General features: G+C 60.9%; 25 protein-coding genes. 13 read left to right on the top strand and 12 right to left on the bottom strand.

The window, feature by feature from the left end; translation table 11 throughout:
* Positions 1–12: 12 nt before the first annotated feature.
* Positions 13–276 (bottom strand): DUF6489 family protein, encoded by a 264-nt coding sequence (locus AC13F2_RS07850; protein WP_196847273.1) that lies wholly within the window; start codon positions 274–276, stop codon positions 13–15.
* Positions 277–373: 97 nt separating this feature from the next.
* Here AC13F2_RS07850 and AC13F2_RS07845 point away from each other — a divergent pair, with 97 nt between their 5' ends.
* From AC13F2_RS07845 to AC13F2_RS07835, 3 genes are read left to right on the top strand one after another with little or no spacing between them, the layout of a single operon-like run.
* The gene (locus AC13F2_RS07845) at positions 374–1,072 is read left to right on the top strand and encodes a dienelactone hydrolase family protein (RefSeq protein WP_196847272.1); all 699 of its coding nucleotides are present in this window, start codon (positions 374–376) and stop codon (positions 1,070–1,072) included.
* Entirely contained in the window at positions 1,072–2,688 is a 1,617-nt protein-coding gene (locus AC13F2_RS07840) for an FMN-binding glutamate synthase family protein (protein ID WP_482965011.1), read from the top strand. The genes AC13F2_RS07845 and AC13F2_RS07840 overlap by 1 nt, the downstream gene beginning before the upstream one ends.
* Entirely contained in the window at positions 2,685–3,083 is a 399-nt protein-coding gene (locus tag AC13F2_RS07835; protein ID WP_482965010.1) for a nuclear transport factor 2 family protein, read from the top strand. The genes AC13F2_RS07840 and AC13F2_RS07835 overlap by 4 nt, the downstream gene beginning before the upstream one ends.
* A gap of 12 nt (positions 3,084–3,095) precedes the next feature.
* Here the strand turns inward: AC13F2_RS07835 and AC13F2_RS07830 are convergent, their stop codons facing one another.
* The 4 genes from AC13F2_RS07830 to hemE all read right to left on the bottom strand — a co-directional run bounded on the left by AC13F2_RS07830 (position 3,096) and on the right by hemE (position 6,490).
* The gene (locus AC13F2_RS07830; protein ID WP_482965009.1) at positions 3,096–3,494 is read right to left on the bottom strand and encodes a BLUF domain-containing protein; all 399 of its coding nucleotides are present in this window, start codon (positions 3,492–3,494) and stop codon (positions 3,096–3,098) included.
* Positions 3,495–3,561: 67 nt separating this feature from the next.
* Positions 3,562–4,827, bottom strand: coding sequence for a transcription termination factor Rho (gene rho / locus AC13F2_RS07825; protein WP_103024735.1), 1,266 nt, complete (start codon positions 4,825–4,827; stop codon positions 3,562–3,564).
* A 160-nt stretch (positions 4,828–4,987) separates the two neighbouring features.
* Positions 4,988–5,431: a CopD family protein gene (locus AC13F2_RS07820; RefSeq protein ID WP_482965008.1), complete on the bottom strand. Its 444-nt coding sequence runs from the start codon at positions 5,429–5,431 to the stop codon at positions 4,988–4,990.
* A 33-nt stretch (positions 5,432–5,464) separates the two neighbouring features.
* Complete coding sequence (gene hemE / locus AC13F2_RS07815) at positions 5,465–6,490, bottom strand: uroporphyrinogen decarboxylase (protein WP_482965007.1); 1,026 nt, start codon at positions 6,488–6,490, stop codon at positions 5,465–5,467.
* A gap of 379 nt (positions 6,491–6,869) precedes the next feature.
* On the opposite strand from hemE, the gene AC13F2_RS07810 reads away from it, so the two are divergent.
* The 9 genes from AC13F2_RS07810 to AC13F2_RS07770 all read left to right on the top strand — a co-directional run bounded on the left by AC13F2_RS07810 (position 6,870) and on the right by AC13F2_RS07770 (position 12,790).
* Positions 6,870–7,655, top strand: a complete 786-nt coding sequence (locus AC13F2_RS07810) for a pyruvate, water dikinase regulatory protein (RefSeq protein WP_234003251.1) — start codon at positions 6,870–6,872, stop codon at positions 7,653–7,655.
* On the top strand, positions 7,652–8,257 hold the full coding sequence (locus AC13F2_RS07805) for a Maf family protein (RefSeq protein WP_482965006.1): 606 nt from the start codon (positions 7,652–7,654) through the stop codon (positions 8,255–8,257). Before AC13F2_RS07810 ends, AC13F2_RS07805 begins: the two co-directional genes overlap by 4 nt.
* Positions 8,254–9,108, top strand: coding sequence for a shikimate dehydrogenase (gene aroE / locus AC13F2_RS07800; RefSeq protein WP_375245662.1), 855 nt, complete (start codon positions 8,254–8,256; stop codon positions 9,106–9,108). Before AC13F2_RS07805 ends, aroE begins: the two co-directional genes overlap by 4 nt.
* The gene (coaE, locus tag AC13F2_RS07795; protein WP_482965005.1) at positions 9,105–9,719 is read left to right on the top strand and encodes a dephospho-CoA kinase; all 615 of its coding nucleotides are present in this window, start codon (positions 9,105–9,107) and stop codon (positions 9,717–9,719) included. Before aroE ends, coaE begins: the two co-directional genes overlap by 4 nt.
* A gap of 41 nt (positions 9,720–9,760) precedes the next feature.
* Positions 9,761–10,456, top strand: a complete 696-nt coding sequence (gene dnaQ, locus AC13F2_RS07790) for a DNA polymerase III subunit epsilon (RefSeq protein WP_103024741.1) — start codon at positions 9,761–9,763, stop codon at positions 10,454–10,456.
* Positions 10,457–10,534: 78 nt separating this feature from the next.
* On the top strand, positions 10,535–11,104 hold the full coding sequence (gene hpf / locus AC13F2_RS07785) for a ribosome hibernation-promoting factor, HPF/YfiA family (protein ID WP_103024742.1): 570 nt from the start codon (positions 10,535–10,537) through the stop codon (positions 11,102–11,104).
* 15 nt (positions 11,105–11,119) lie between these two features.
* On the top strand, positions 11,120–11,584 hold the full coding sequence (locus tag AC13F2_RS07780) for a PaaI family thioesterase (RefSeq protein WP_196847265.1): 465 nt from the start codon (positions 11,120–11,122) through the stop codon (positions 11,582–11,584).
* A 5-nt stretch (positions 11,585–11,589) separates the two neighbouring features.
* Positions 11,590–11,928 carry a DUF1491 family protein gene (locus tag AC13F2_RS07775; protein WP_482965004.1) on the top strand — a complete coding sequence of 113 codons (339 nt, stop codon included), beginning with the start codon at positions 11,590–11,592 and terminating at the stop codon, positions 11,926–11,928.
* Positions 11,929–12,130: 202 nt separating this feature from the next.
* Positions 12,131–12,790 (top strand): cell wall hydrolase, encoded by a 660-nt coding sequence (locus AC13F2_RS07770; RefSeq protein ID WP_222826902.1) that lies wholly within the window; start codon positions 12,131–12,133, stop codon positions 12,788–12,790.
* A gap of 56 nt (positions 12,791–12,846) precedes the next feature.
* Here AC13F2_RS07770 and xth read toward each other — a convergent pair whose 3' ends face one another.
* The 3 genes from xth to AC13F2_RS07755 are packed head-to-tail and all read right to left on the bottom strand — an operon-like array spanning position 12,847 to position 14,463.
* The gene (gene xth, locus AC13F2_RS07765) at positions 12,847–13,632 is read right to left on the bottom strand and encodes an exodeoxyribonuclease III (RefSeq protein ID WP_482965003.1); all 786 of its coding nucleotides are present in this window, start codon (positions 13,630–13,632) and stop codon (positions 12,847–12,849) included.
* 38 nt (positions 13,633–13,670) lie between these two features.
* Positions 13,671–14,000, bottom strand: a complete 330-nt coding sequence (locus AC13F2_RS07760) for a HesB/IscA family protein (protein WP_103024747.1) — start codon at positions 13,998–14,000, stop codon at positions 13,671–13,673.
* A gap of 31 nt (positions 14,001–14,031) precedes the next feature.
* The gene (locus tag AC13F2_RS07755) at positions 14,032–14,463 is read right to left on the bottom strand and encodes a CBS domain-containing protein (RefSeq protein WP_103024748.1); all 432 of its coding nucleotides are present in this window, start codon (positions 14,461–14,463) and stop codon (positions 14,032–14,034) included.
* A gap of 112 nt (positions 14,464–14,575) precedes the next feature.
* On the opposite strand from AC13F2_RS07755, the gene AC13F2_RS07750 reads away from it, so the two are divergent.
* Positions 14,576–14,866 carry a hypothetical protein gene (locus tag AC13F2_RS07750; RefSeq protein WP_103024749.1) on the top strand — a complete coding sequence of 97 codons (291 nt, stop codon included), beginning with the start codon at positions 14,576–14,578 and terminating at the stop codon, positions 14,864–14,866.
* Here the strand turns inward: AC13F2_RS07750 and AC13F2_RS07745 are convergent.
* The 4 genes from AC13F2_RS07745 to AC13F2_RS07730 are packed head-to-tail and all read right to left on the bottom strand — an operon-like array spanning position 14,863 to position 17,867.
* On the bottom strand, positions 14,863–15,237 hold the full coding sequence (locus tag AC13F2_RS07745) for a (2Fe-2S) ferredoxin domain-containing protein (protein ID WP_482965002.1): 375 nt from the start codon (positions 15,235–15,237) through the stop codon (positions 14,863–14,865). The genes AC13F2_RS07750 and AC13F2_RS07745 overlap by 4 nt on opposite strands.
* A gap of 10 nt (positions 15,238–15,247) precedes the next feature.
* The gene (locus AC13F2_RS07740; protein WP_482965001.1) at positions 15,248–15,736 is read right to left on the bottom strand and encodes a DUF2497 domain-containing protein; all 489 of its coding nucleotides are present in this window, start codon (positions 15,734–15,736) and stop codon (positions 15,248–15,250) included.
* Positions 15,737–15,753: 17 nt separating this feature from the next.
* Positions 15,754–17,271 carry a TolC family outer membrane protein gene (locus AC13F2_RS07735; protein WP_196847259.1) on the bottom strand — a complete coding sequence of 506 codons (1,518 nt, stop codon included), beginning with the start codon at positions 17,269–17,271 and terminating at the stop codon, positions 15,754–15,756.
* Entirely contained in the window at positions 17,271–17,867 is a 597-nt protein-coding gene (locus AC13F2_RS07730) for a protein-L-isoaspartate O-methyltransferase family protein (RefSeq protein ID WP_482965000.1), read from the bottom strand. Before AC13F2_RS07730 ends, AC13F2_RS07735 begins: the two co-directional genes overlap by 1 nt.
* Positions 17,868–17,873: the final 6 nt, after the last annotated feature.

The following is a 17,873-nucleotide window of genomic DNA, read 5'->3' as shown; positions in this document are numbered from 1 at the left end:
GGCGAGTAAACCTCAGTCGCTATCTGAAGGCTTGCTCTGCGACGAAGATCGACCGGCGTTGGCCCCTTCCATGAAACTCTGGAACAGTTTGAAGCCGGCCTGCCCCATCGGGGCGAGCTGCTTGGCATATTCCTGCAGCTGATCGGTGCTGCTCACGCCCTTCATCGCTTTCGACATCATGTCGACATAAACGGCGTTCGCCTTGCCCACATCGGGAAGACCCATGAAAGTCCGCGCCTCTTCAGGCGTGCAATCGATTTCGACATGGACCTTCATCGCGTTTCCTCCGTTATGGTATGCGAGATCCTATTTGGGTCCGCACACCGCGTCACGCAAGCACAGACACCAATCAAATCGAGGGAGCCCCCCGCCCATGAGCGAAACCGTCACCGTAACGAGCCTGACCGACAATGAAGAATTCGACGCCTATGTCGCGCGTCCTGCGGACACGCCGAAGGCTGCCATCGTCGTGATCCAGGAAATCTTCGGGGTGAATGCCGGCATCCGCCGCAAATGCGACAAGCTGGCAGAAGACGGCTATCTTGCCGTTGCGCCGGATTTGTTCTGGAGGCTCGAGCCGGGCATCGAACTCGACCCCGATGTCGAACCGGAATTCCAGCGCGCGCTCGACCTGATGGGCAAGTTCAACCAGGATCAGGGCATTCGCGATATAGAGGCGACCATTCATCACATCCGCGAACGCGAAGGTGTGAAGAAGGTCGGTGCCGTCGGCTACTGCCTTGGCGGCCGCCTGGCTTATATGACCGCAGCGCGAACCGATGCGGACGCCACGGTCGGCTATTACGGGGTTGGTATCGACGAATTGCTGCGCGAGAAGAATGCCATCGCCAATCCGCTGATGCTGCATATTCCGACCGAAGACGGCTTTGTCGACAAGGACACGCAGAAAGCAATGCATGACGGTCTGGACGATCATCCCAAGGTGACGCTCTACGACTATGAAGGACTGGACCACGGCTTTGCCACCGAATTCGGCAAGCGGCGTAGCGAAGATGCCGCGCAGCTGGCCGACAAGCGTACGGCAGAGTTCTTCGCCGAACACCTCGGCTGATGCGCAATCTCGCGCATATGCGCGAATCGTCCGAACTGTTCATGCGGTTTGGCCCGACGTTGGTCGTCGTGCTGCTGACCGCCCTGTTCGGTATGGTCGGATCACTGCGCTGGGGCCTGGTCTTCACGATCCCGTTACTGGTCGTGGCGGTGTATGACTTCTGTCAGCGCCGCCATACCTTGTGGCGGAATTATCCGCTGCTCGCCCATGTGCGCTGGATGATGGAAGACCTGCGCCCCTATGCGCGGGCCTATCTGGTAGAGGGTGACCTCGAAGGGCGGCCCTTCAACCACCAGCAGCGTGCGCTGGTCTATGCGCGATCGAAGGGCCAGCTCGACAGCCACCCATTCGGCACGGAACTGGACGTATATTCGGACGAATACGAGTGGCTTGCCCATTCGATGACACCGAATGCCGATGTACCCGCGGAATGGCGGGTCGATGTGGGCAGCAGCCAGTGTGACAAACCCTACTCCGCGGCGCTGCTCAACATCTCGGCAATGAGTTTCGGATCGCTGTCGGCCAATGCGATCATGGCCCTGAACAAGGGCGCAGCGGCGGGCAATTTCTACCACGACACGGGCGAAGGCGGCATTTCGCGCTATCACCGTTCGCATGGCGGGGACCTCGTCTGGGAAATCGGCAGCGGCTATTTCGGATGCCGCAAGGACGACGGATCGTTCGACCCGGACCGGTTTGCCGACAATGCACGCGACGACCAGGTCAAGATGATCGAAATCAAGATCAGCCAAGGCGCGAAGCCGGGTCACGGCGGTGTATTGCCCGGCACCAAGGTAACGGAAGAAATCGCCGAAGCACGCGGCGTGGCCGTGGGCACGGATTGCATTTCACCCGCGGCGCATTCGACCTTTTCGACACCGATCGGCATGCTGGAATGGGCCGCAAAACTGCGCGCTCTTTCCGGAGGCAAGCCGATCGGCATGAAACTCTGTGTTGGCAAGCCGCACGAAGTCTTTGCCGTGATAAAGGCGATGCGGGAAACCGGCATCGTGCTCGATTACATCGTCGTCGATGGCGCAGAAGGCGGCACGGGTGCAGCGCCGGTCGAATTTTCGAACCGGGTGGGCATGCCTTTGCGCGAAGGGTTGATCCTGGTTCGCAACGCTCTGGTCGGCTCTGGGCTTAAGCCCGAGATAAAGCTGGCGGCGGCGGGAAAGGTGCATTCCGGCGCGGGCATGGCGATGAATTTCGGGCTCGGCGCGGATTTCTGCAATGCCGGCCGCGCCTTCATGTTTGCGCTCGGCTGCGTCCAATCGCTCAAATGCCATACCGATGCCTGCCCTACCGGCGTCGCCACGCAGGATTCGACCCGGCAGCGCGGGCTCGTACCCATGGAAAAGGCCGAACGCGTAACACGCTTCCAGCGGCATACGCTGCATTCCTTCCGCGAAATGGTGATCGCCATGGGACTCGATAATCCCTGGCAGATCGCGCCGCATCTGATGTCGGAGCGGATCAACGGGGTGCAGTCGGACAGTTTCGAGCATCTCTATCGCTTCCTCGAACCCGGCCAGCTGCTCGACTCTCCCGAATCCACCCCCTATGCCAAAGCCTGGGCAGCCGCGCGTGCGGACACGTTCAGGGAGGTAGCATGAGCGCAGAACTCGGCTTGCATAAGTGGCACAAGGTCATCGAAGAAGGCAGCGCGCCGGACGCACTGGCAGCGATCATCCGCGAAGACGCGGTATTCCATTCGCCGGTCGTGCATACGCCGCAGGAAGGTCGCCAGATCGTGGTCGCCTATCTAGCGGCGGCCGGGCAGACGCTCGGCAACGACAGTTTCGAATATGTACGCGAGCTCGTCGATGGCGATAACGCGATGCTCGAATTCACGACCGAGATGGATGGCATCCACGTGAATGGCATCGACCTCATCCGCTTCGATAAGGATGGCATGATCGCCGACTTCAAGGTGATGGTGCGGCCGCTGAAGGCCGTCAACAAGGTCTGGGAACAGATGGCGGCGATGCTGGAGCGTCAGAAAGCCTGAGGTATCAGGATCTTACGCAGTCATGCGCGGTGTCATGACGGTTTCGACCAGACGCGCTATCGTCGCCTGCGAAATTTCGGTCTGCCGCAGTTTCTGCTCGAGCATCCGGGCGTCACCGCCAGATACGGCCAGCCGCTCCATCCGCCAGTTCGGGAAACAGCGCCCGCGCCCTTCCCGGCGTTCCAGAACCTCGAGGCGCTCGTGCCTGCTGTCGGCCTTGAGATCGTCAAGCAAGGCGTCGAGCGACGCGGCGGGACCCTCGACGAACTGAACGAATGTGTCGTGGGCGTAGACCAGGAAACCGGTCACATCCCGCGTGGGATTGTTCCGCGCGGACGTCTCGATGATCTTGAATACATCGCCCGACTGGAAATCGTAGCTCGCGTATGAAACGTAAATCAGTTGCTGCATAAATCTTCCTTGCAGCAACTGATACGTCCGACGTGTCTAACAGGTCGTTAACCGCAAATGGTTGTATTTACTGGTTCATATTGGCGAAGAAATCTTCGTTGGTCTTGGAATCCTTCATCTTGTCGAGGAGGAATTCCATCGCATCGATCGTGCCCATCTGCATGAGGATACGGCGCAGGACCCACATCTTGGAGAGCTTGTCCTTCTCGACCAGCAGTTCTTCCTTGCGCGTGCCGGACTTGCCGACGTCGAGAGCGGGGAAGATGCGCTTGTCGGCGACCTTGCGATCAAGCACGATTTCGGAGTTACCCGTGCCCTTGAATTCTTCGAAGATAACCTCGTCCATGCGGCTGCCGGTATCGATCAGCGCCGTGGCGATGATGGAAAGCGAACCGCCCTCCTCGATATTACGCGCCGCACCGAAGAAACGCTTGGGCCGCTGCAGGGCGTTCGCATCGACACCGCCGGTCAGCACCTTGCCCGAGCTGGGAACCACGGTGTTGTAGGCACGGCCGAGACGGGTAATCGAATCGAGCAGGATGACGACATCCTTCTTGTGTTCGACCAGGCGCTTGGCCTTTTCGATGACCATTTCCGCGACCTGGACGTGGCGATTGGCCGGTTCGTCGAAGGTCGAGGAGATGACCTCGCCGTTCACGCTGCGCTGCATGTCGGTGACTTCTTCCGGGCGCTCGTCGACGAGCAGCACCAGCAGGAAGACTTCCGGATGGTTGTCGGTAATCGCCTTGGCGATGTTCTGCAGCAGCACGGTCTTACCGGTGCGTGGCGGCGCAACGATCAGCGCGCGCTGGCCCTTGCCCTGCGGCGAGATGATGTCGATCACCCGCGCGCTTTTGTCCTTCACCGTCGGATCGAGCGTATCGAGCGTCAGCTTTTCTTCGGGATAGAGCGGCGTGAGATTGTCGAAATTGGTGCGTGTGCGCACATTGGCCGGATCTTCGTAATTGACCGAAGTCAGGCCGGTCAGGGCGAAATAGCGCTCGCCTTCCTGAGGTGCGCGGATCTGGCCTTCGACCGTATCGCCGGTGCGCAGGCCCCATTTGCGGATCTGGTTGGGCGAAACGTAGATATCGTCCGGGCCGGCAAGGTAATTCGCTTCGGGCGAACGCAGGAAGCCGAAGCCGTCCTGCAGCACTTCGATCGTGCCGATGCCCATGATTTCTTCATTGTATTCTTCATCGTCCGCAAGTTCGCGCAGGATGCAGAACATGAGATCCTGGCGGCGCATTGTGCCCGCCGCTTCGACGCCCAGTTCTTCGGCCATCGCGACCAGATCTGCCGGAGCTTTTGCTTTGAGGTCTTTAAGATGCATGTGGTTATACTCGGTATTCGGTTGGGATGGCCGGCGGGTCGGTAGGGGCTTGGAGAAAGCAGACCCGGCCTCGTCAGGATGCGAAGCCCGTAGCCGGTTGATGATGCGCAGTTACGCCCGCGTCAGGGGGGCGTCAATTCACAAAGCGACGTACCGAAGCTCAGAACGGTTTGACGACAACCAGCACGACGATGATGGCGAGCGCGATCCCGGGAAATTCACCCCAGATCCGCAATTGTTTTACCGTCATCGGGCGCTCGCCCGCTGCCATCTTCTTGGATCGTGCAACCATTATGCCGTGGAACGCCGTCAGAAGCACCACAAACAACAATTTCGCGTGGAACCATCCCTGGTCCCATGCACCGATCGACATCGCCAGAAGCAGGCCCAGAACCCAGACAACGATCAGGCTGGGTGTGAGGATCACCTTTCGCAGCAGACCCATCCTTTTCGCCCACAGAGCCGATTCTTCGGATCCGGGCGCCGCTGCATGCAGATAGATCATCTGACGGGGCAGCATGAACAGACCGGCCATCCAGAACACCATGAAAATGATGTGGCCGGCCTTCAGCCAGTAGTAGGTCATGGCGAGGACATCCTGCATTGCCCGAACATGTAATGACCGCTCACGCCCTCGTCACCCCTTGAAACTACGAACCGTCGCAATCAGCCGATCGACATGTTCGATCGGGGTGCGCCGGTCTATCCCGTGACCGAGATTGAAAACATGCGGGCGGTCTGCAAAGGCTTCGAGGATCAACCGGACGCGTGGCTCCAGCCGATCGCTGCCGGCGAGCAGCAGCAGCGGATCGAAATTGCCCTGCACGGGCATGCCGGCGGGTAATTCGCGGGCCGCCCAGTTCGGGTCGATCGTTTCATCCACTCCCACCGCCTGCACCCCGGTTTCGCGGGCGTAGGCCGGCAATTTCTCCCCTGCCCCCTTCGGGAAACCGATCACCGGCGTATCGGGATGGCGTGCACGCAGTGCGGCGACGATCCGCGCATTCGGCGCAATCACCAGCCGTTCGAATTCGTCGGGTGCAAGACTGCCTGCCCAGCTGTCGAATAGTTGGACCGCTTCGGCGCCAGCATCGATCTGTCCCGAAAGATATTCGATCGTTTCGCCCACGATCGCATCCAGGATCGCGTCGAGCTTGGCTGGATCGCGATAAGCCATGGCCCGGGCATTGTGCTGGTCGCGGCTGCCCTCGCCCGCCACCATGTAGGTCGCTACCGTCCAGGGGCTGCCTGCAAAACCAAGCATCGTCACACCATCTGGAAGTCGCTGGCGACAGCGCCGGACGGTTTCGTAGATCGGATCGTAGCGCGAACGGTCGCAGGTCAGGGCATCGAGTGCTGCATCGACCAGCGGCGGCGACAGCTTGGGACCCTCGCCCGCCAGAAATTCCAGATGTTGCCCCAGAGCGTGCGGCACGATCAGGATATCGGAAAACAGGATCGCCCCGTCGAAGCCAAACCGGTCGATCGGCTGCAAGGTGATTTCGCAAGCCGCTTCGCTGTCGTAGGCCATGGCGAGAAAGCCGCCCTTTTCCGCCCGCAGCGCGCGATATTCGGGCAGGTAACGACCAGCCTGGCGCATGAGCCAGAGAGGCACCTGCGCACCGCGCTTGCCGTTAAGCGTATCGAGAAGAAGACCGGGCATCGATGAGTCCAATCCAATAAATAATATTATTTATATAGAGGTTGAAGGAGTCTGTTGGCCCTGTGGATTTCAGGGATAACTGGCCCCTGCCCGATTTCTCCCGCGCTGCAAAGGGCAACCTCTGCAATGCGACTCGCCCGCCGTGTTGAGTCGAGTCAAACTTATCCTCGCTGTCCCCACCCCTGCGCATAAATCGGATTTGCTGTGCGGGAATCGGCCCGTGAAAGACTCGTTTCGTGGAGGGTTTTTCGTCCCGAACTTGTCGCCAGCTTTCTCCCGTGGTTTATGCCACCCGTTCTCCACAGGCTGCAGGACCGCCAAAATCTCCAATCGCGTGCATCTCCATCTGCTGTCAGATTCGACCGGCGAAACGCTCGAAATGCTCGCCAAAGCGGCCCTCGCGCAGTTCGAGGATGCCGATGTCGTACGCCACTTCTGGCCGATGGTCCGCAGCCGGCAGCATCTCGAACGGATCCTGCCCGAGCTCAAGGGCAATCCGGGGCTCGTATTGTTCACGCTCGTCAATCTGGACACTCGCACGAGGCTCGAAGAAGCATGCGGCCAGCTGGGTCTGCCCGCCGTCCCGATCCTCGACCGGGTGACGGAGGCGCTGGAGAAGGCGCTCGGCCAGGAAGCGCATGGTCGGCCGGGCCGGCAGCACGCCATGGACCAGGCTTATTTCAATCGGGTCGAGGCAATCCAGTTCACCATCGCCCATGATGACGGGATCGGCTGGGAGAACTGGGAGGAAGCGGACATTGTTCTGGCGGGCGTCTCGCGCAGTTCGAAGACCCCGACCAGCATCTACCTCGCCAATCGCGGGTACAAGGTCGCCAACATTCCGCTGGTGGTGGAAAGCCCGCCGCCGCCCAAGCTGTACGAATTGCAGAACCCGATGGTGGTGGGGCTCACGACCGCGCCCGAGCGGCTCATCCAGATCCGCCGCAACCGGCTGCTTACTCTGAACGAGGAACGGGAAACCGACTATGTCGATAACGAGCGCGTGAAGGACGAATTGAAGTTCGCCCGCCGCATGTTTGCCGACAATGGCTGGGCGGTAATCGATGTAACGCGCCGTTCGATCGAGGAAACTGCCGCCGCGATTATTCGGCTCCACAACGAACGAAAGGCGCGGGGTACGCGCCAGGGAGCAAAGCCCATATGACGAAACTCGGCGGAACCGGCATCGTGCTCGCCTCGAACAGCGCGTCGCGCAAGGCGATGCTCGAAGCGGCGGGCGTCTCGTTTACCGCGCAAGCGGCAGATGTGGACGAGCGCGCGCTCGAAGCGGAGATGGACGATGCCGACCCTGCCGAGATTGCACAGGCGCTGGCCGCGGCGAAGGCAGCCACGGTTTCCGCAAGCCGGCCCGGCGATCTGGTGCTGGGATCGGATTCGCTGGTCGAGATTGATGGCAAGCGGTTCGACAAACCCACCAGCCGCGAGAACGCGGCAGACCATCTGCGGTCTTTTTCCGGTGGGGTAATGACATTGCACAGCGCTGCAGCGCTGGCGCGTGATGGCCAGATCCTTTGGGTCGGGTCCGACTTTGCAAGGTTGCATGTGCGTGAATTGAGCGACGCGTTCATCGAAACCTATCTCGATGCGGAATGGCCCGCAGTAAGCCAGTGCGTTGGCGTATTCCGTATAGAAGGCCCGGGCGCGCAGCTCTTCGACGGTATCATGGGAGACCAGTTCACCGTGCTGGGGATGCCCCTACTGCAGGTGCTCGATGCCTTGCGGGAAGAAGGCGCCTTGCTGTCGTGACGCGCCATGCCGAGGTGATCGGCGATCCGATCGCGCAATCCAAATCGCCCGCGATTCACGGTTTCTGGATAGAACGGCTGGGGCTGGAAGCCGATTATCGCGCGACACAAGTCGATGCGGGTGGACTTGCGGACTATGTTGCAGACAGGCGCAGGGCCTCGGATTGGTGTGGATGCAATGTCACCATGCCGCACAAGCAGACAATCATGCCACTGCTCGACCGCCTCGAACCACTGGCAAAGCAGGTTGGCGCGGTGAACACCGTCGTAAAAGCGGCTGATGGAAAGCTGGTTGGGCGCAATACCGATGTGGCAGGATTTCTCGAACCCTTGACCGATCGACTTCGCCAGCAGCATTATTTCCGCATGGCGCGAGTAATCGGAACAGGCGGCGCTGCACGGGCGATCGTTTCGGGTCTCGCAAGAGAGGGCTTCACCCTCGTCGTCGCGGGACGGGACCGGGCCAAGGCCGACGCCCTGCTGGAGGAACTGGACCCAAGCGGGGAACACCATGCAGCACAGATCGACCACTTTGCTGCGGCCACGGACTTCGTCTTCGACGACCGCAAGGGCTGCTGCGATCTGGTCGTCAACGCTTCGCCCCTGGGAATGAAAGGCAAGCCGCCGCTGCCCTTCGACTGGAGTCATGCTCCGCCGGGTTCGATTGCTTACGATATCGTCACGGACCCCGTGGATACACCATTTTTGAAATCCGCTCGCGAAGCCGGGTTCGAGACCATCGATGGACTGGCGATGCTGATCGGGCAGGCGGCCGCAGCATTCACGCACTTCTTCGGAATAGAGCCGCCGCGTGAATTCGATGGGGAATTGCGGGAAAGACTTATGGCGTGACCCGCCCCCTCATCATCGGCCTTACCGGCTCAATCGGCATGGGAAAATCGACCGTAGCGGCCATGTTCGAGGCTGCAGGGGTGCCCGTATTCGATGCCGATGCCGAAGTGAGGGCCATGCAGGGACCCGGCGGCGAACTGGTTGCTGCCATTGAGCATGCGTTCCCCGGCACTACGGACGAAAGCGGCGTTTCGCGCGAAATGCTCGGCGCGCTGGTCTTCGGTAATGCCGCACAATTGGCTCGGCTGGAATCCATCGTCCACCCCGCCGTCGCACAGAAGCGTCAGGCCTTCATGATCGAACATTCGGGAGCGCCGGTCGTCGTCTTCGACATTCCGCTCCTGTTCGAGAAAGGTGGCGCCGCTGCAGTGGACCGGGTGGTGGTCGTTTCGGCATCGGCTGAAAAACAGAGGCAACGGGTACTTGCCCGGCCCGGCATGACCGAGGAAAAATTTACCCAGATCCTCGCCATCCAGACTCCCGACAGCGAAAAGCGGAAGCGGGCGGACCATGTGATTGATACCGGCACCAGCCTTGGCGAGACGGAAGATGCAGTCCGCGTGCTGATTGAGGAATTGAAGTCTGCGCCAAGGCAGCAAGGCTCGCTGTAACCCCCTTGTAATCTGCGGTCACGGGGCCGATAGAAGTATGGATGCGTGAGATCGTATTCGATACCGAGACAACCGGCCTGGATCCCAAGACGGGGGACCGAATGGTGGAGATCGGCTGCATCGAGATGGTCAATCTCGTGCCGACGGGCGCAACATATCACGCCTATTTCAATCCCGAACGCGACATGCCGGCTGGCGCTGAAGCCGTTCATGGTCTTTCGGCAGCATTCCTGTCGGACAAACCCCTGTTTCGCGAAGTGGCGCAGGAATTGCTCGACTTCATCGGGGATTCGCCGCTTGTCGCGCATAATGCCGGCTTCGATTTCGGTTTTCTCAATGCGGAACTGGCACTGATCGCCATGGAGCCGGTGTGTACGACGCGTATGGTCGACACGGTGGCCATTGCGCGCAAGCGTCACCCGGGTGCCAAGCTTTCGCTCGATGCGCTGTGCAGCCGCTACGGGATCGATCGCAGCCACCGGGTCAAACACGGCGCGCTGCTCGATGCCGAGCTGCTGGCGCAGGTCTATGTAGAACTGAAGGGCGGCCGCCAGATCGGATTGGAACTGGCAGCTGAGGCGGCGATGGCCGAGATCGCTGGCGAACAGACTATCGTTGCGGTGCGAAAGGCTCCCACGGGGCCGCGGCGCGAACCGCGTCCGCATTTCGCCAGCCAGGCGGAACTTGCGCGGCATCGGGAATTCATGGCGGGAATCGAAAACCCTCTCTGGGGCTAGATTCCCGGCAGATGGAAACCGGCAGACGGGCCGGAGAGTTGGGGTCACACGGGGGACGATAAAGGAGAAAACGACAAGATGGACATTCGCGTTTCCGGCCACCAGATCGACACTGGCTCCGCCCTGCAGGAACATGTCGACGATCGACTGAACTCCATCGTCGATAAATATTTCAACCGCGCAATTTCATCGCACGTCACCTTCGGCAAGGGGCCGGGTGGCGCCTTCACCTCCGATATCGTGACTCATGTGATGCAGGGTCTCATCCTGAAGGGTCATGCCGAAGCGCATGATGTGCATCAGGCATTCGATGCCGCCGCGAGCAAGATCGAAAAGCAGTTGCGCCGGTACAAGCGCCGGATAAAGGACCGTCACGAACAGGCCGCTCACGCGGTACGCGAAACGGAAGCTGCCTATACGATCCTGGCAGCGCCCGAACCCGACAATGACGAGGAAGTCACATCGGACAGCCCGCCCATCGTCGCCGAAACCAAGGCCATGATACCCGAATGCAGCGTTGCCGATGCGGTCATGCTGCTGGATCTGCAGAACGCCAATGGTCTGCTGTTCAAGAATGCCGGTAGCGGGGCCCACAATATGGTCTATCGCCGGCACGACGGGTCGATCGGCTGGGTCGAGCCGCGCTAGGGGAGAGAGGGAGCAATGACCGGGGCCGCATCCAGCGGGGCACAGCGCCATCACCGGGCGCTGGAAAGCCTCTACGCTTCGGCGCCGGTCAATGCACTCTTCGCATCCCGCCTCGAAATCACGGGCGAAGGGGCTGCGCGCATCACCTTCAATGTGACCGAAGAGGTCTATCACGCCGCTGGGGCAGCCCACGGCACGATCTATTTCAAGATGCTCGACGATGCCGGCTTCTATGCAGCGAACACCTTCGTTTCCGACCGTTTCCTGCTGACGACATCGTTCAATCTCCATTTCACCAAGCCGGTGCGGATCGGCGAAGTGGTGGCGGAAGGGCGCTGGGTGAGCGGGCGCAAGCGGGTATTCGTCGCGGAATCTAGGCTGGTCGACGCCGAAGGCGACGAGATCGGCCGGGGAACCGGGACATTCATGCGCTCGCACATCCCCTTGTCCAGTCTGCCCGGTTATCTGGCCGAAGGTTGAGGGCGATGTCCGATGCCCGCCTCCCTGCCCATCTGGAAGTGTCCGGCCTCGTGCGCGCCGTGGAATCAGCGGGCGGCTTTGGAATGGTAATCCAGAAGGGGGAAAAAGACGCGGGCGTCATCCTCGTGTTAACCACACATAATGGCGCGAATACAATGCTCTGGGAGCGTATGCCGCAGCGTGACGGCTCCCGCGCCTTCACTTGCACCCGTGAGCAAGATGCTGAAAACAAAACCGATTTTGATGAGTATCTCGCCCGCAGACGCAATTCCGACCCGGATTGCTGGGTGATCGAGCTGGACGTCGAAAACGCAGAACGCTTCATCGCACAGGGCGCGCATTAACTTGACTTGATTGCAATTGAGACTATTTGGCCGCTCAACTTCGATGCGCAGGCGGCGTAGGACGGCAATGGGGTCGGTACGCATGCACGCAGACGGGGGGTGGTCGGCAGGCCAGTAAACGGATCCGCATTTCAGGACGCAACCAACGCGCCAAGGACCCCGACCTGCGACAGACTGCCAACCGCTTAGTTGTCAGTGACAAATGATTCGCAAGACTACCGGTTTCACCGCGATTATCGCGGCAATTACCCTTACTATTCTTGCCGGAGCCGAAGGTTCCGGGGCCAATGCCCAGGTTGCGGCACATGCAACCGATCAGAATGCTACCGAGGCACAGCTTACCGAAGAAGTGGTGCCCGTCTTCGTAGAGAAGGCCGTAGTGCAGGAGCTTCCCGGCGACGCGGAACTCCCCGCTGAAGATTCAACCGATTCCGCCTCCAGTGCCAGCAGTCTGCGCGAACTGGTTTCGACCATACCCACCGCGGGCCGGCTTTCCGACGAGCTGCATTGCCTTGCCGGTGCCGTCTATTTCGAGGCACGCGGCGAACCGCTCGAAGGTCAGCTTGCCGTCGCTCAGGTAATCGTCAACCGTGCCGAAGATCGCCGGTTCCCTTCCAGCTATTGCGGCGTGGTTTACCAGCGCTCGCAATTCTCGTTCGTGAAGGGCGGCCGTATGCCCAAGGTCCGCACCGGTTCGGCCGCGTGGAAACGGGCAGAAGCGATCGCTCGCATTGCCCATCGCGGTCTGTGGGACAGCAAGGCGGGCGACGCGCTGTTCTTCCATGCAAATTACGTGCGGCCGCGCTGGAGCCACCGCAAGGTCGCCCTCGCCACCATCGACACGCACGTCTTCTATCGCTGAGCGGCTTTAACGTCTGTTGTGCAGGAGCAGCCCATACAGGGCCCCCTCGCGCAGCCTCAGTCCCTCAGGTCCACCCAGACCGGGGTATGGTCGCTCGACTTTTCCCTGCCGCGATAGGCCTTGTCGACACCTGCGGCCGTCATGCGGTCGGCCAGTTGGGGCGACAGCAAGAGATGATCGATGCGGAAGCCGTGGTCACGCTGCCATGCGCCTGCCTGGTAATCCCAGAAGGTCCACACGCCGCCCCGGGGGTTGAGCGTGTCGATCGCATCGGTCCAGCCATCGGAAAGAAAGCGCGCATAGTGATCGCGTGATTCGGGTTGCATCAGCGCATCGTCCGCCATGGCCCTGACGGACCAGACATCCTTGTCTTCGGGGATGACATTGAAATCGCCGAGGATGACCGCCGGGACTTCCTCGTCCCAGATTTGGCGTGTCCGCTCGCGCAGCTTTTCCATCCAGGCCAGCTTGTAATCGAACTTGGGCCCTGGATGCGGATTGCCATTGGGCAGGTAGAGGTTGCAGATCCGTACGCCGTTTACGTCGGCTTCCAGATAGCGGGCCTGTTCACCCTCCCCTTCTTTCGGGCCGTCGATGCCGAGGCCGCGCTGTATTTCCTTGGGCTCTACACCGTCGGCCAGAATGGCCACGCCGTTGAAGCCCTTCTGGCCATGCCAGATGGCTTTGTAACCGATCGCCTCGAATTCGTCCGCGGGGAAACCTTCGTCCATCGTCTTGATTTCCTGCAGGCAGGCGACGGTCGGACGGGTTTCCTCAAGCCATTCCTTGAGACGAGGCAGGCGGGCCTTGATACCGTTGATGTTGAAGCTGGCGATACGCATGGCGGACCTGATGCCCGAAACGCCAGCGCGGGTCTAATCTAAATGCCGAAGCTGGAACCGCAGCCACAGCCGGCAGCCGCCTGCGGGTTTTCGACCCGGAACGCGGCTCCGCCCAGCGATTCGACGAAATCGACGGTGCTACCCGCTACCAGGTCGAGACTGACGGCATCGACCACCAGTTTCACGCCGGCATTCTCGCTGATCGAATCCTCGTCGTCCATGTCTTCGGCGAGCCCGAACCTGTACTGGAAGCCCGAACAGCCGCCCCCTTCGACGGACAGACGCAGAATCGCAGGCTTGGCCTGCTTTTCGGCGATTGCCGCAATACGGGCAGCGGCAGCGTCGGTCAGGGTGGGTGCTGTTGTCATGGCCAGGATGTAGGTTGTCCCGAGCCCGGTCTCAAGCGGTACGGATATATTCGCGCATGGCTTCCGCCTCGTGCTGGATCTCGTCCAGACGCGCCTTGACCAGATCGCCGATCGAAATGAACCCGCACATCGTCTCCCCGTCGACAACAGGCAGATGGCGGATCCGGCGCTTCGTCATGAGAGCCAGCGCATCGAGAACGGTCGCCGATCTTTCGACGGTGATGGCCGGGGCGGTCATCACCTCGCCGATCGGACGCTCCAGGCAGGCATCACCTTCGTCGGCCAGACGATAGATCACGTCGCGCTCGGAAAAGATGCCGACGATTCGGCCGCCTTCCATGATGGGGACCGCGCCGATGCGTTTCGATGCAAGGAGCGCGATCGCTTCGCGGACCGGCGCGTCCACAGTCGAGGATATGACGTTCGAACTTGCCCGTCCCTCGATCAGTCGGCTGATTTCCATGCGAGATCTCCTCCGTTGCTGTTCACCTAGAATGCCAGTTTCACAGGCAAAAAGCGAATCGGAAGCAGGCGGGCGTTGAATCACGGTGCGATGACGGCCATGTGCGGTGGCGATGGTTCAGAAATCTCCCCTCGACGATCCTGAACAGGCTGCGTTTGCCTGGGCGCGTTATCGGCGGATCATGCGGTTCATGTTCCTGCTGACTGTCGGGGTCGTCGCCATCGCCCTGGCCCTGCTGTACAAATATGGACACGAGGAAATCTCGATCCATTATTACATCGCATCTGCCCTAGGGATCGGGTTCACCATGCTGCTGACCAGCGCATTGATGGGCCTGGTTTTCCTGTCGTCCGGGACGGGTCACGACGAATCCATCGAAGACCGTCTTCGCGACGACGATTAATCGGCCGGGCGCAGCCGATATTCTTCGACCGGGACGCCAGCGATCAGATGGCGCTGGATGATCGCCTCGAGCACCTCCGGTCCGCAGGAATGGTACCAGACGTTATCGGGCCAGACGACTGCAATAGGCCCGGCTTCGCAGATCTGCAGGCAATCGGCCTTGGTCCGCTGGACTGTTCCTTCGCGCCCGACAAGGCCAAGATCCTTCAGGCGCTTCTTGAGGTAGTTCCAGGCTTCCTTGCCTTCTTCGCGGCGGCAGCATTTCTGCTTTTCCGAAATGGCGCACAGGAAAATCTGACGCTCTGCTGATGCGCCCCCGGTCTTCGCCAGCGCCTTTTCGGCCTTGCGCGTGGATTTGGAACTGGAGGTCAAAGGAGCCTGATTAACTGCGCTTGCCGGCGATCCGCGCGATTTCCGCCTTCACCAGGTCTTCCACCATGCCAGGCAAATTGTCGTCCAGCCACTGGGCAAGCATCGGTCGCAGCATTTCCCGCACCAGACCTTCCAGTGACGTTTCGCCAGACCGTACGATCTGCGGCTGCTTGCCGGGCTTGGCCAGCATCGCAAGGGCAGCGAAGTTCTGCCGCATCGCGTCGCGTGTATCGCCGCGAGTCAGCGCGTCCGTATCGGAATCGGCGCTTTCGCCACCATCGCCGGAGGTTGCAGATGCATCGTCGAGAGCGATCTCTTCGGCCAACTCGAGGACTTCGTCCGTTTCGCGTTCGTCAGACGGGGATGCGCTTTCTTCGGTGCTTCCGGGCGAAGAACGCCGACGGCGCTCGAGGATCATGCCTTCGCGATTGTCGCGTGCGATGACCTTCTTGATCGAGTCCAGAATTTCTTCGACCGACGGTTCACCCTGTTGCTGCATTGTCTGTCAGGCCCCTGTTAACGAATCGGTTCTTCCCGATTCGGTACACGAACGCGATAGCCTGATTCCAGAGTGTTTTCACCATCGGTCGGATAGCTTGCGTCCGGCGCAGGCACGTCCACCGTTCGGGTCGCTTCGGCTTCAGGGTCCGGATCGCGGTCCCAATCCCAGATCTTGCCGCGGACGCGTTCGTAGTTGAGCGCAGGATTATAAAGCATTCCTTCGCCCATCAGGTTGAGGTCGCGCGCTTCCGCCCGGCCCATGGCGGCAAGCAGTGAAAAGCCCGCAACATAGGCGTTTCGGCGGGCCGTCACAAGCTGCACGCGCGCATTCAGCAATTCCTGTTCGGCATTCAGCACGTCGAGAATCTGGCGCGTACCGATCGAATTTTCCGCCTGCACGCCTTCCAGGCTGAGCGATGCGGCATCGACGGCCACCTGGCTGCTATCGATCACCGCCAGCGATGCCTGCCAGCTTGCCCACGCGGCGCGGACCTGCGCGATCACGTCGCGTTCGGTAGCGATGACCTGTTCCAGCGCCGCCGACTCGCGAGCCTGCGCCTGCCTTTGGCGCGCCGCGGGCAAACCGCCCTGGAAGATCGGGATGCTCAGACGTACGCCGGCATTGGATGTTGTTTCGGATTGCGACACGCCGGCCAGATTGCCGCCCAGCGTGCCCAGATAATCGGTGTAATTGCCGCCGGCAAAAACCGACACACGCGGGGTTCGTCCCGATCCCGCCACCTCGCTGTCGAAACCCGCGGCTACGGCGCGTTCCTTGTCGCCGATCAGGTCGGGATTGTTGGCCAGCGCCACATCGACCGCTGTTTCCACGTCAGCGGGGATGCCCGGAAGGTCGGGGGGTGCCTGCAAATCCTGCGGCGCCTCGCCCACCAACCGAATGTATGTTTCGCGGGCGCTGATCAGGTTCGACCGCGCGCTTTCCAGATCGCTCTGCGCCAGCGCGAGCCGGGATTGCGACTGCGCCACGTCGGTGCGCGTGAGATCGCCTATTTCGAACCGGTCGCTCGTGGCCCGAAGATTGACGCCCAAGACTTCGACCTGATTGGCCGACAGCGACACGATCGCTTCGTTGCGCAAGACGTCCATGTAAGCGGCGACGACCTGGCTGAAGACCGAACTTTCGGTTGCACGCAGATCGGCTTGTCCGGCCGAAACGCGCTCCTTCGCTGCCTTCAGGGAGTTCTTGACGGCGCCACCCGAATAGATCGGTACTTCTAACGTGGGGCCAATCTGGACCACTCGATCAGGTGCGGCGAACTGGACGGCGCTCTGCTTGAGAAATTCGGTGTAGGCGCCCGCCACGCTGACGGTGGGCAGGCCTTGGGCGCGCTGGATCGGAACTTCTTCGTCGGTCGCGCGCTGACCTGCTCTTGCTGCCAGCAGGATCGGGTTGTTTTCGTAAGCGCTGGTCAGCGCTTCCTGCAGTGTGTCTGCCTGCGCAGGGTTGGATGCCGCGAGCGCGAAGGCACTCGCCCCGATGCTCAGAACACTGACAAACCCGGCGCGGCGCATCAAAAGCTCCAGCTTTGTGGCCGGTCGAACGCGCCGAGCCGCGGAATTCCCATCTCGGCGAGTGGAAGCAGTGCCAGCGCCTTGCCGGACTTGCGCCCGGTGGCGAGCCGCGTGACGCCCCGTTCGACCATGCCGGTAACGACACGGCCGCCATCTTCGACCATTTTGGCCAGCGCCGCGGGCACATGCTCGATCGCGCCATCGACCAGGATGAGCGTATACTTTCCACGCTTGTCACCGTTGGCGGCTTCTTCCGGAGTGATCACATCGACTTTGTCGGCCAGCGGTGTGACCAGCGCCGGCAGATATCCGCTACCGGCGTCCACGATCAGAACCCGGTCGTCCAATGCCGGCCGCGCTTCTGCCAGCATCGCACCGTGAAACAGGGGAGCGGGCAGGAAGCCGCCGCCTTCAAGGCGAATGGCTCTATCCATATAGGCCGTGGCCTTTGCGCTTTCAGGTACGAAATCTTCGCGCGGAACGGCCTTCATGCGATCGAGCACGAAAGTCTCGTTCACGCCGCTCGTGCGCAGCTGGCTATCGATCATCGCCTTCCGGGCGGCGGCATAATCGGGGCGGGTAGAGGTCAATGTCATGGTCAT

This window comes from Qipengyuania sp. L-5Y (assembly GCF_056859455.1).
The sequence above is the reverse complement of the archived record's forward strand: the minus strand, read 5'-3'. Positions and strand labels throughout refer to the sequence as shown.

What these genes read in the sequence shown, in the direction of transcription:
- AC13F2_RS07805 (WP_482965006.1), top strand. Translation starts at nt 7,652, where the DNA reads ATGACGAAACTCGGCGGAACCGGCATCGTGCTCGCCTCGAACAGCGCG.
- AC13F2_RS07820 (WP_482965008.1), bottom strand. Translation starts at nt 5,431, where the DNA reads ATGCAGGATGTCCTCGCCATGACCTACTACTGGCTGAAGGCCGGCCAC.
- AC13F2_RS07850 (WP_196847273.1), bottom strand. Translation starts at nt 276, where the DNA reads ATGAAGGTCCATGTCGAAATCGATTGCACGCCTGAAGAGGCGCGGACT.
- AC13F2_RS07810 (WP_234003251.1), top strand. Translation starts at nt 6,870, where the DNA reads ATGCTCGCCAAAGCGGCCCTCGCGCAGTTCGAGGATGCCGATGTCGTA.
- AC13F2_RS07770 (WP_222826902.1), top strand. Translation starts at nt 12,131, where the DNA reads ATGATTCGCAAGACTACCGGTTTCACCGCGATTATCGCGGCAATTACC.
- dnaQ (WP_103024741.1), top strand. Translation starts at nt 9,761, where the DNA reads ATGCGTGAGATCGTATTCGATACCGAGACAACCGGCCTGGATCCCAAG.
- AC13F2_RS07750 (WP_103024749.1), top strand. Translation starts at nt 14,576, where the DNA reads ATGGTTCAGAAATCTCCCCTCGACGATCCTGAACAGGCTGCGTTTGCC.
- AC13F2_RS07760 (WP_103024747.1), bottom strand. Translation starts at nt 14,000, where the DNA reads ATGACAACAGCACCCACCCTGACCGACGCTGCCGCTGCCCGTATTGCG.
- AC13F2_RS07755 (WP_103024748.1), bottom strand. Translation starts at nt 14,463, where the DNA reads ATGGAAATCAGCCGACTGATCGAGGGACGGGCAAGTTCGAACGTCATA.
- AC13F2_RS07740 (WP_482965001.1), bottom strand. Translation starts at nt 15,736, where the DNA reads ATGCAGCAACAGGGTGAACCGTCGGTCGAAGAAATTCTGGACTCGATC.
- hemE (WP_482965007.1), bottom strand. Translation starts at nt 6,490, where the DNA reads ATGCCCGGTCTTCTTCTCGATACGCTTAACGGCAAGCGCGGTGCGCAG.
- AC13F2_RS07835 (WP_482965010.1), top strand. Translation starts at nt 2,685, where the DNA reads ATGAGCGCAGAACTCGGCTTGCATAAGTGGCACAAGGTCATCGAAGAA.
- hpf (WP_103024742.1), top strand. Translation starts at nt 10,535, where the DNA reads ATGGACATTCGCGTTTCCGGCCACCAGATCGACACTGGCTCCGCCCTG.
- xth (WP_482965003.1), bottom strand. Translation starts at nt 13,632, where the DNA reads ATGCGTATCGCCAGCTTCAACATCAACGGTATCAAGGCCCGCCTGCCT.
- AC13F2_RS07730 (WP_482965000.1), bottom strand. Translation starts at nt 17,867, where the DNA reads ATGACATTGACCTCTACCCGCCCCGATTATGCCGCCGCCCGGAAGGCG.
- AC13F2_RS07845 (WP_196847272.1), top strand. Translation starts at nt 374, where the DNA reads ATGAGCGAAACCGTCACCGTAACGAGCCTGACCGACAATGAAGAATTC.
- AC13F2_RS07830 (WP_482965009.1), bottom strand. Translation starts at nt 3,494, where the DNA reads ATGCAGCAACTGATTTACGTTTCATACGCGAGCTACGATTTCCAGTCG.
- AC13F2_RS07735 (WP_196847259.1), bottom strand. Translation starts at nt 17,271, where the DNA reads ATGCGCCGCGCCGGGTTTGTCAGTGTTCTGAGCATCGGGGCGAGTGCC.
- AC13F2_RS07775 (WP_482965004.1), top strand. Translation starts at nt 11,590, where the DNA reads ATGTCCGATGCCCGCCTCCCTGCCCATCTGGAAGTGTCCGGCCTCGTG.
- rho (WP_103024735.1), bottom strand. Translation starts at nt 4,827, where the DNA reads ATGCATCTTAAAGACCTCAAAGCAAAAGCTCCGGCAGATCTGGTCGCG.
- AC13F2_RS07840 (WP_482965011.1), top strand. Translation starts at nt 1,072, where the DNA reads ATGCGCAATCTCGCGCATATGCGCGAATCGTCCGAACTGTTCATGCGG.
- AC13F2_RS07780 (WP_196847265.1), top strand. Translation starts at nt 11,120, where the DNA reads ATGACCGGGGCCGCATCCAGCGGGGCACAGCGCCATCACCGGGCGCTG.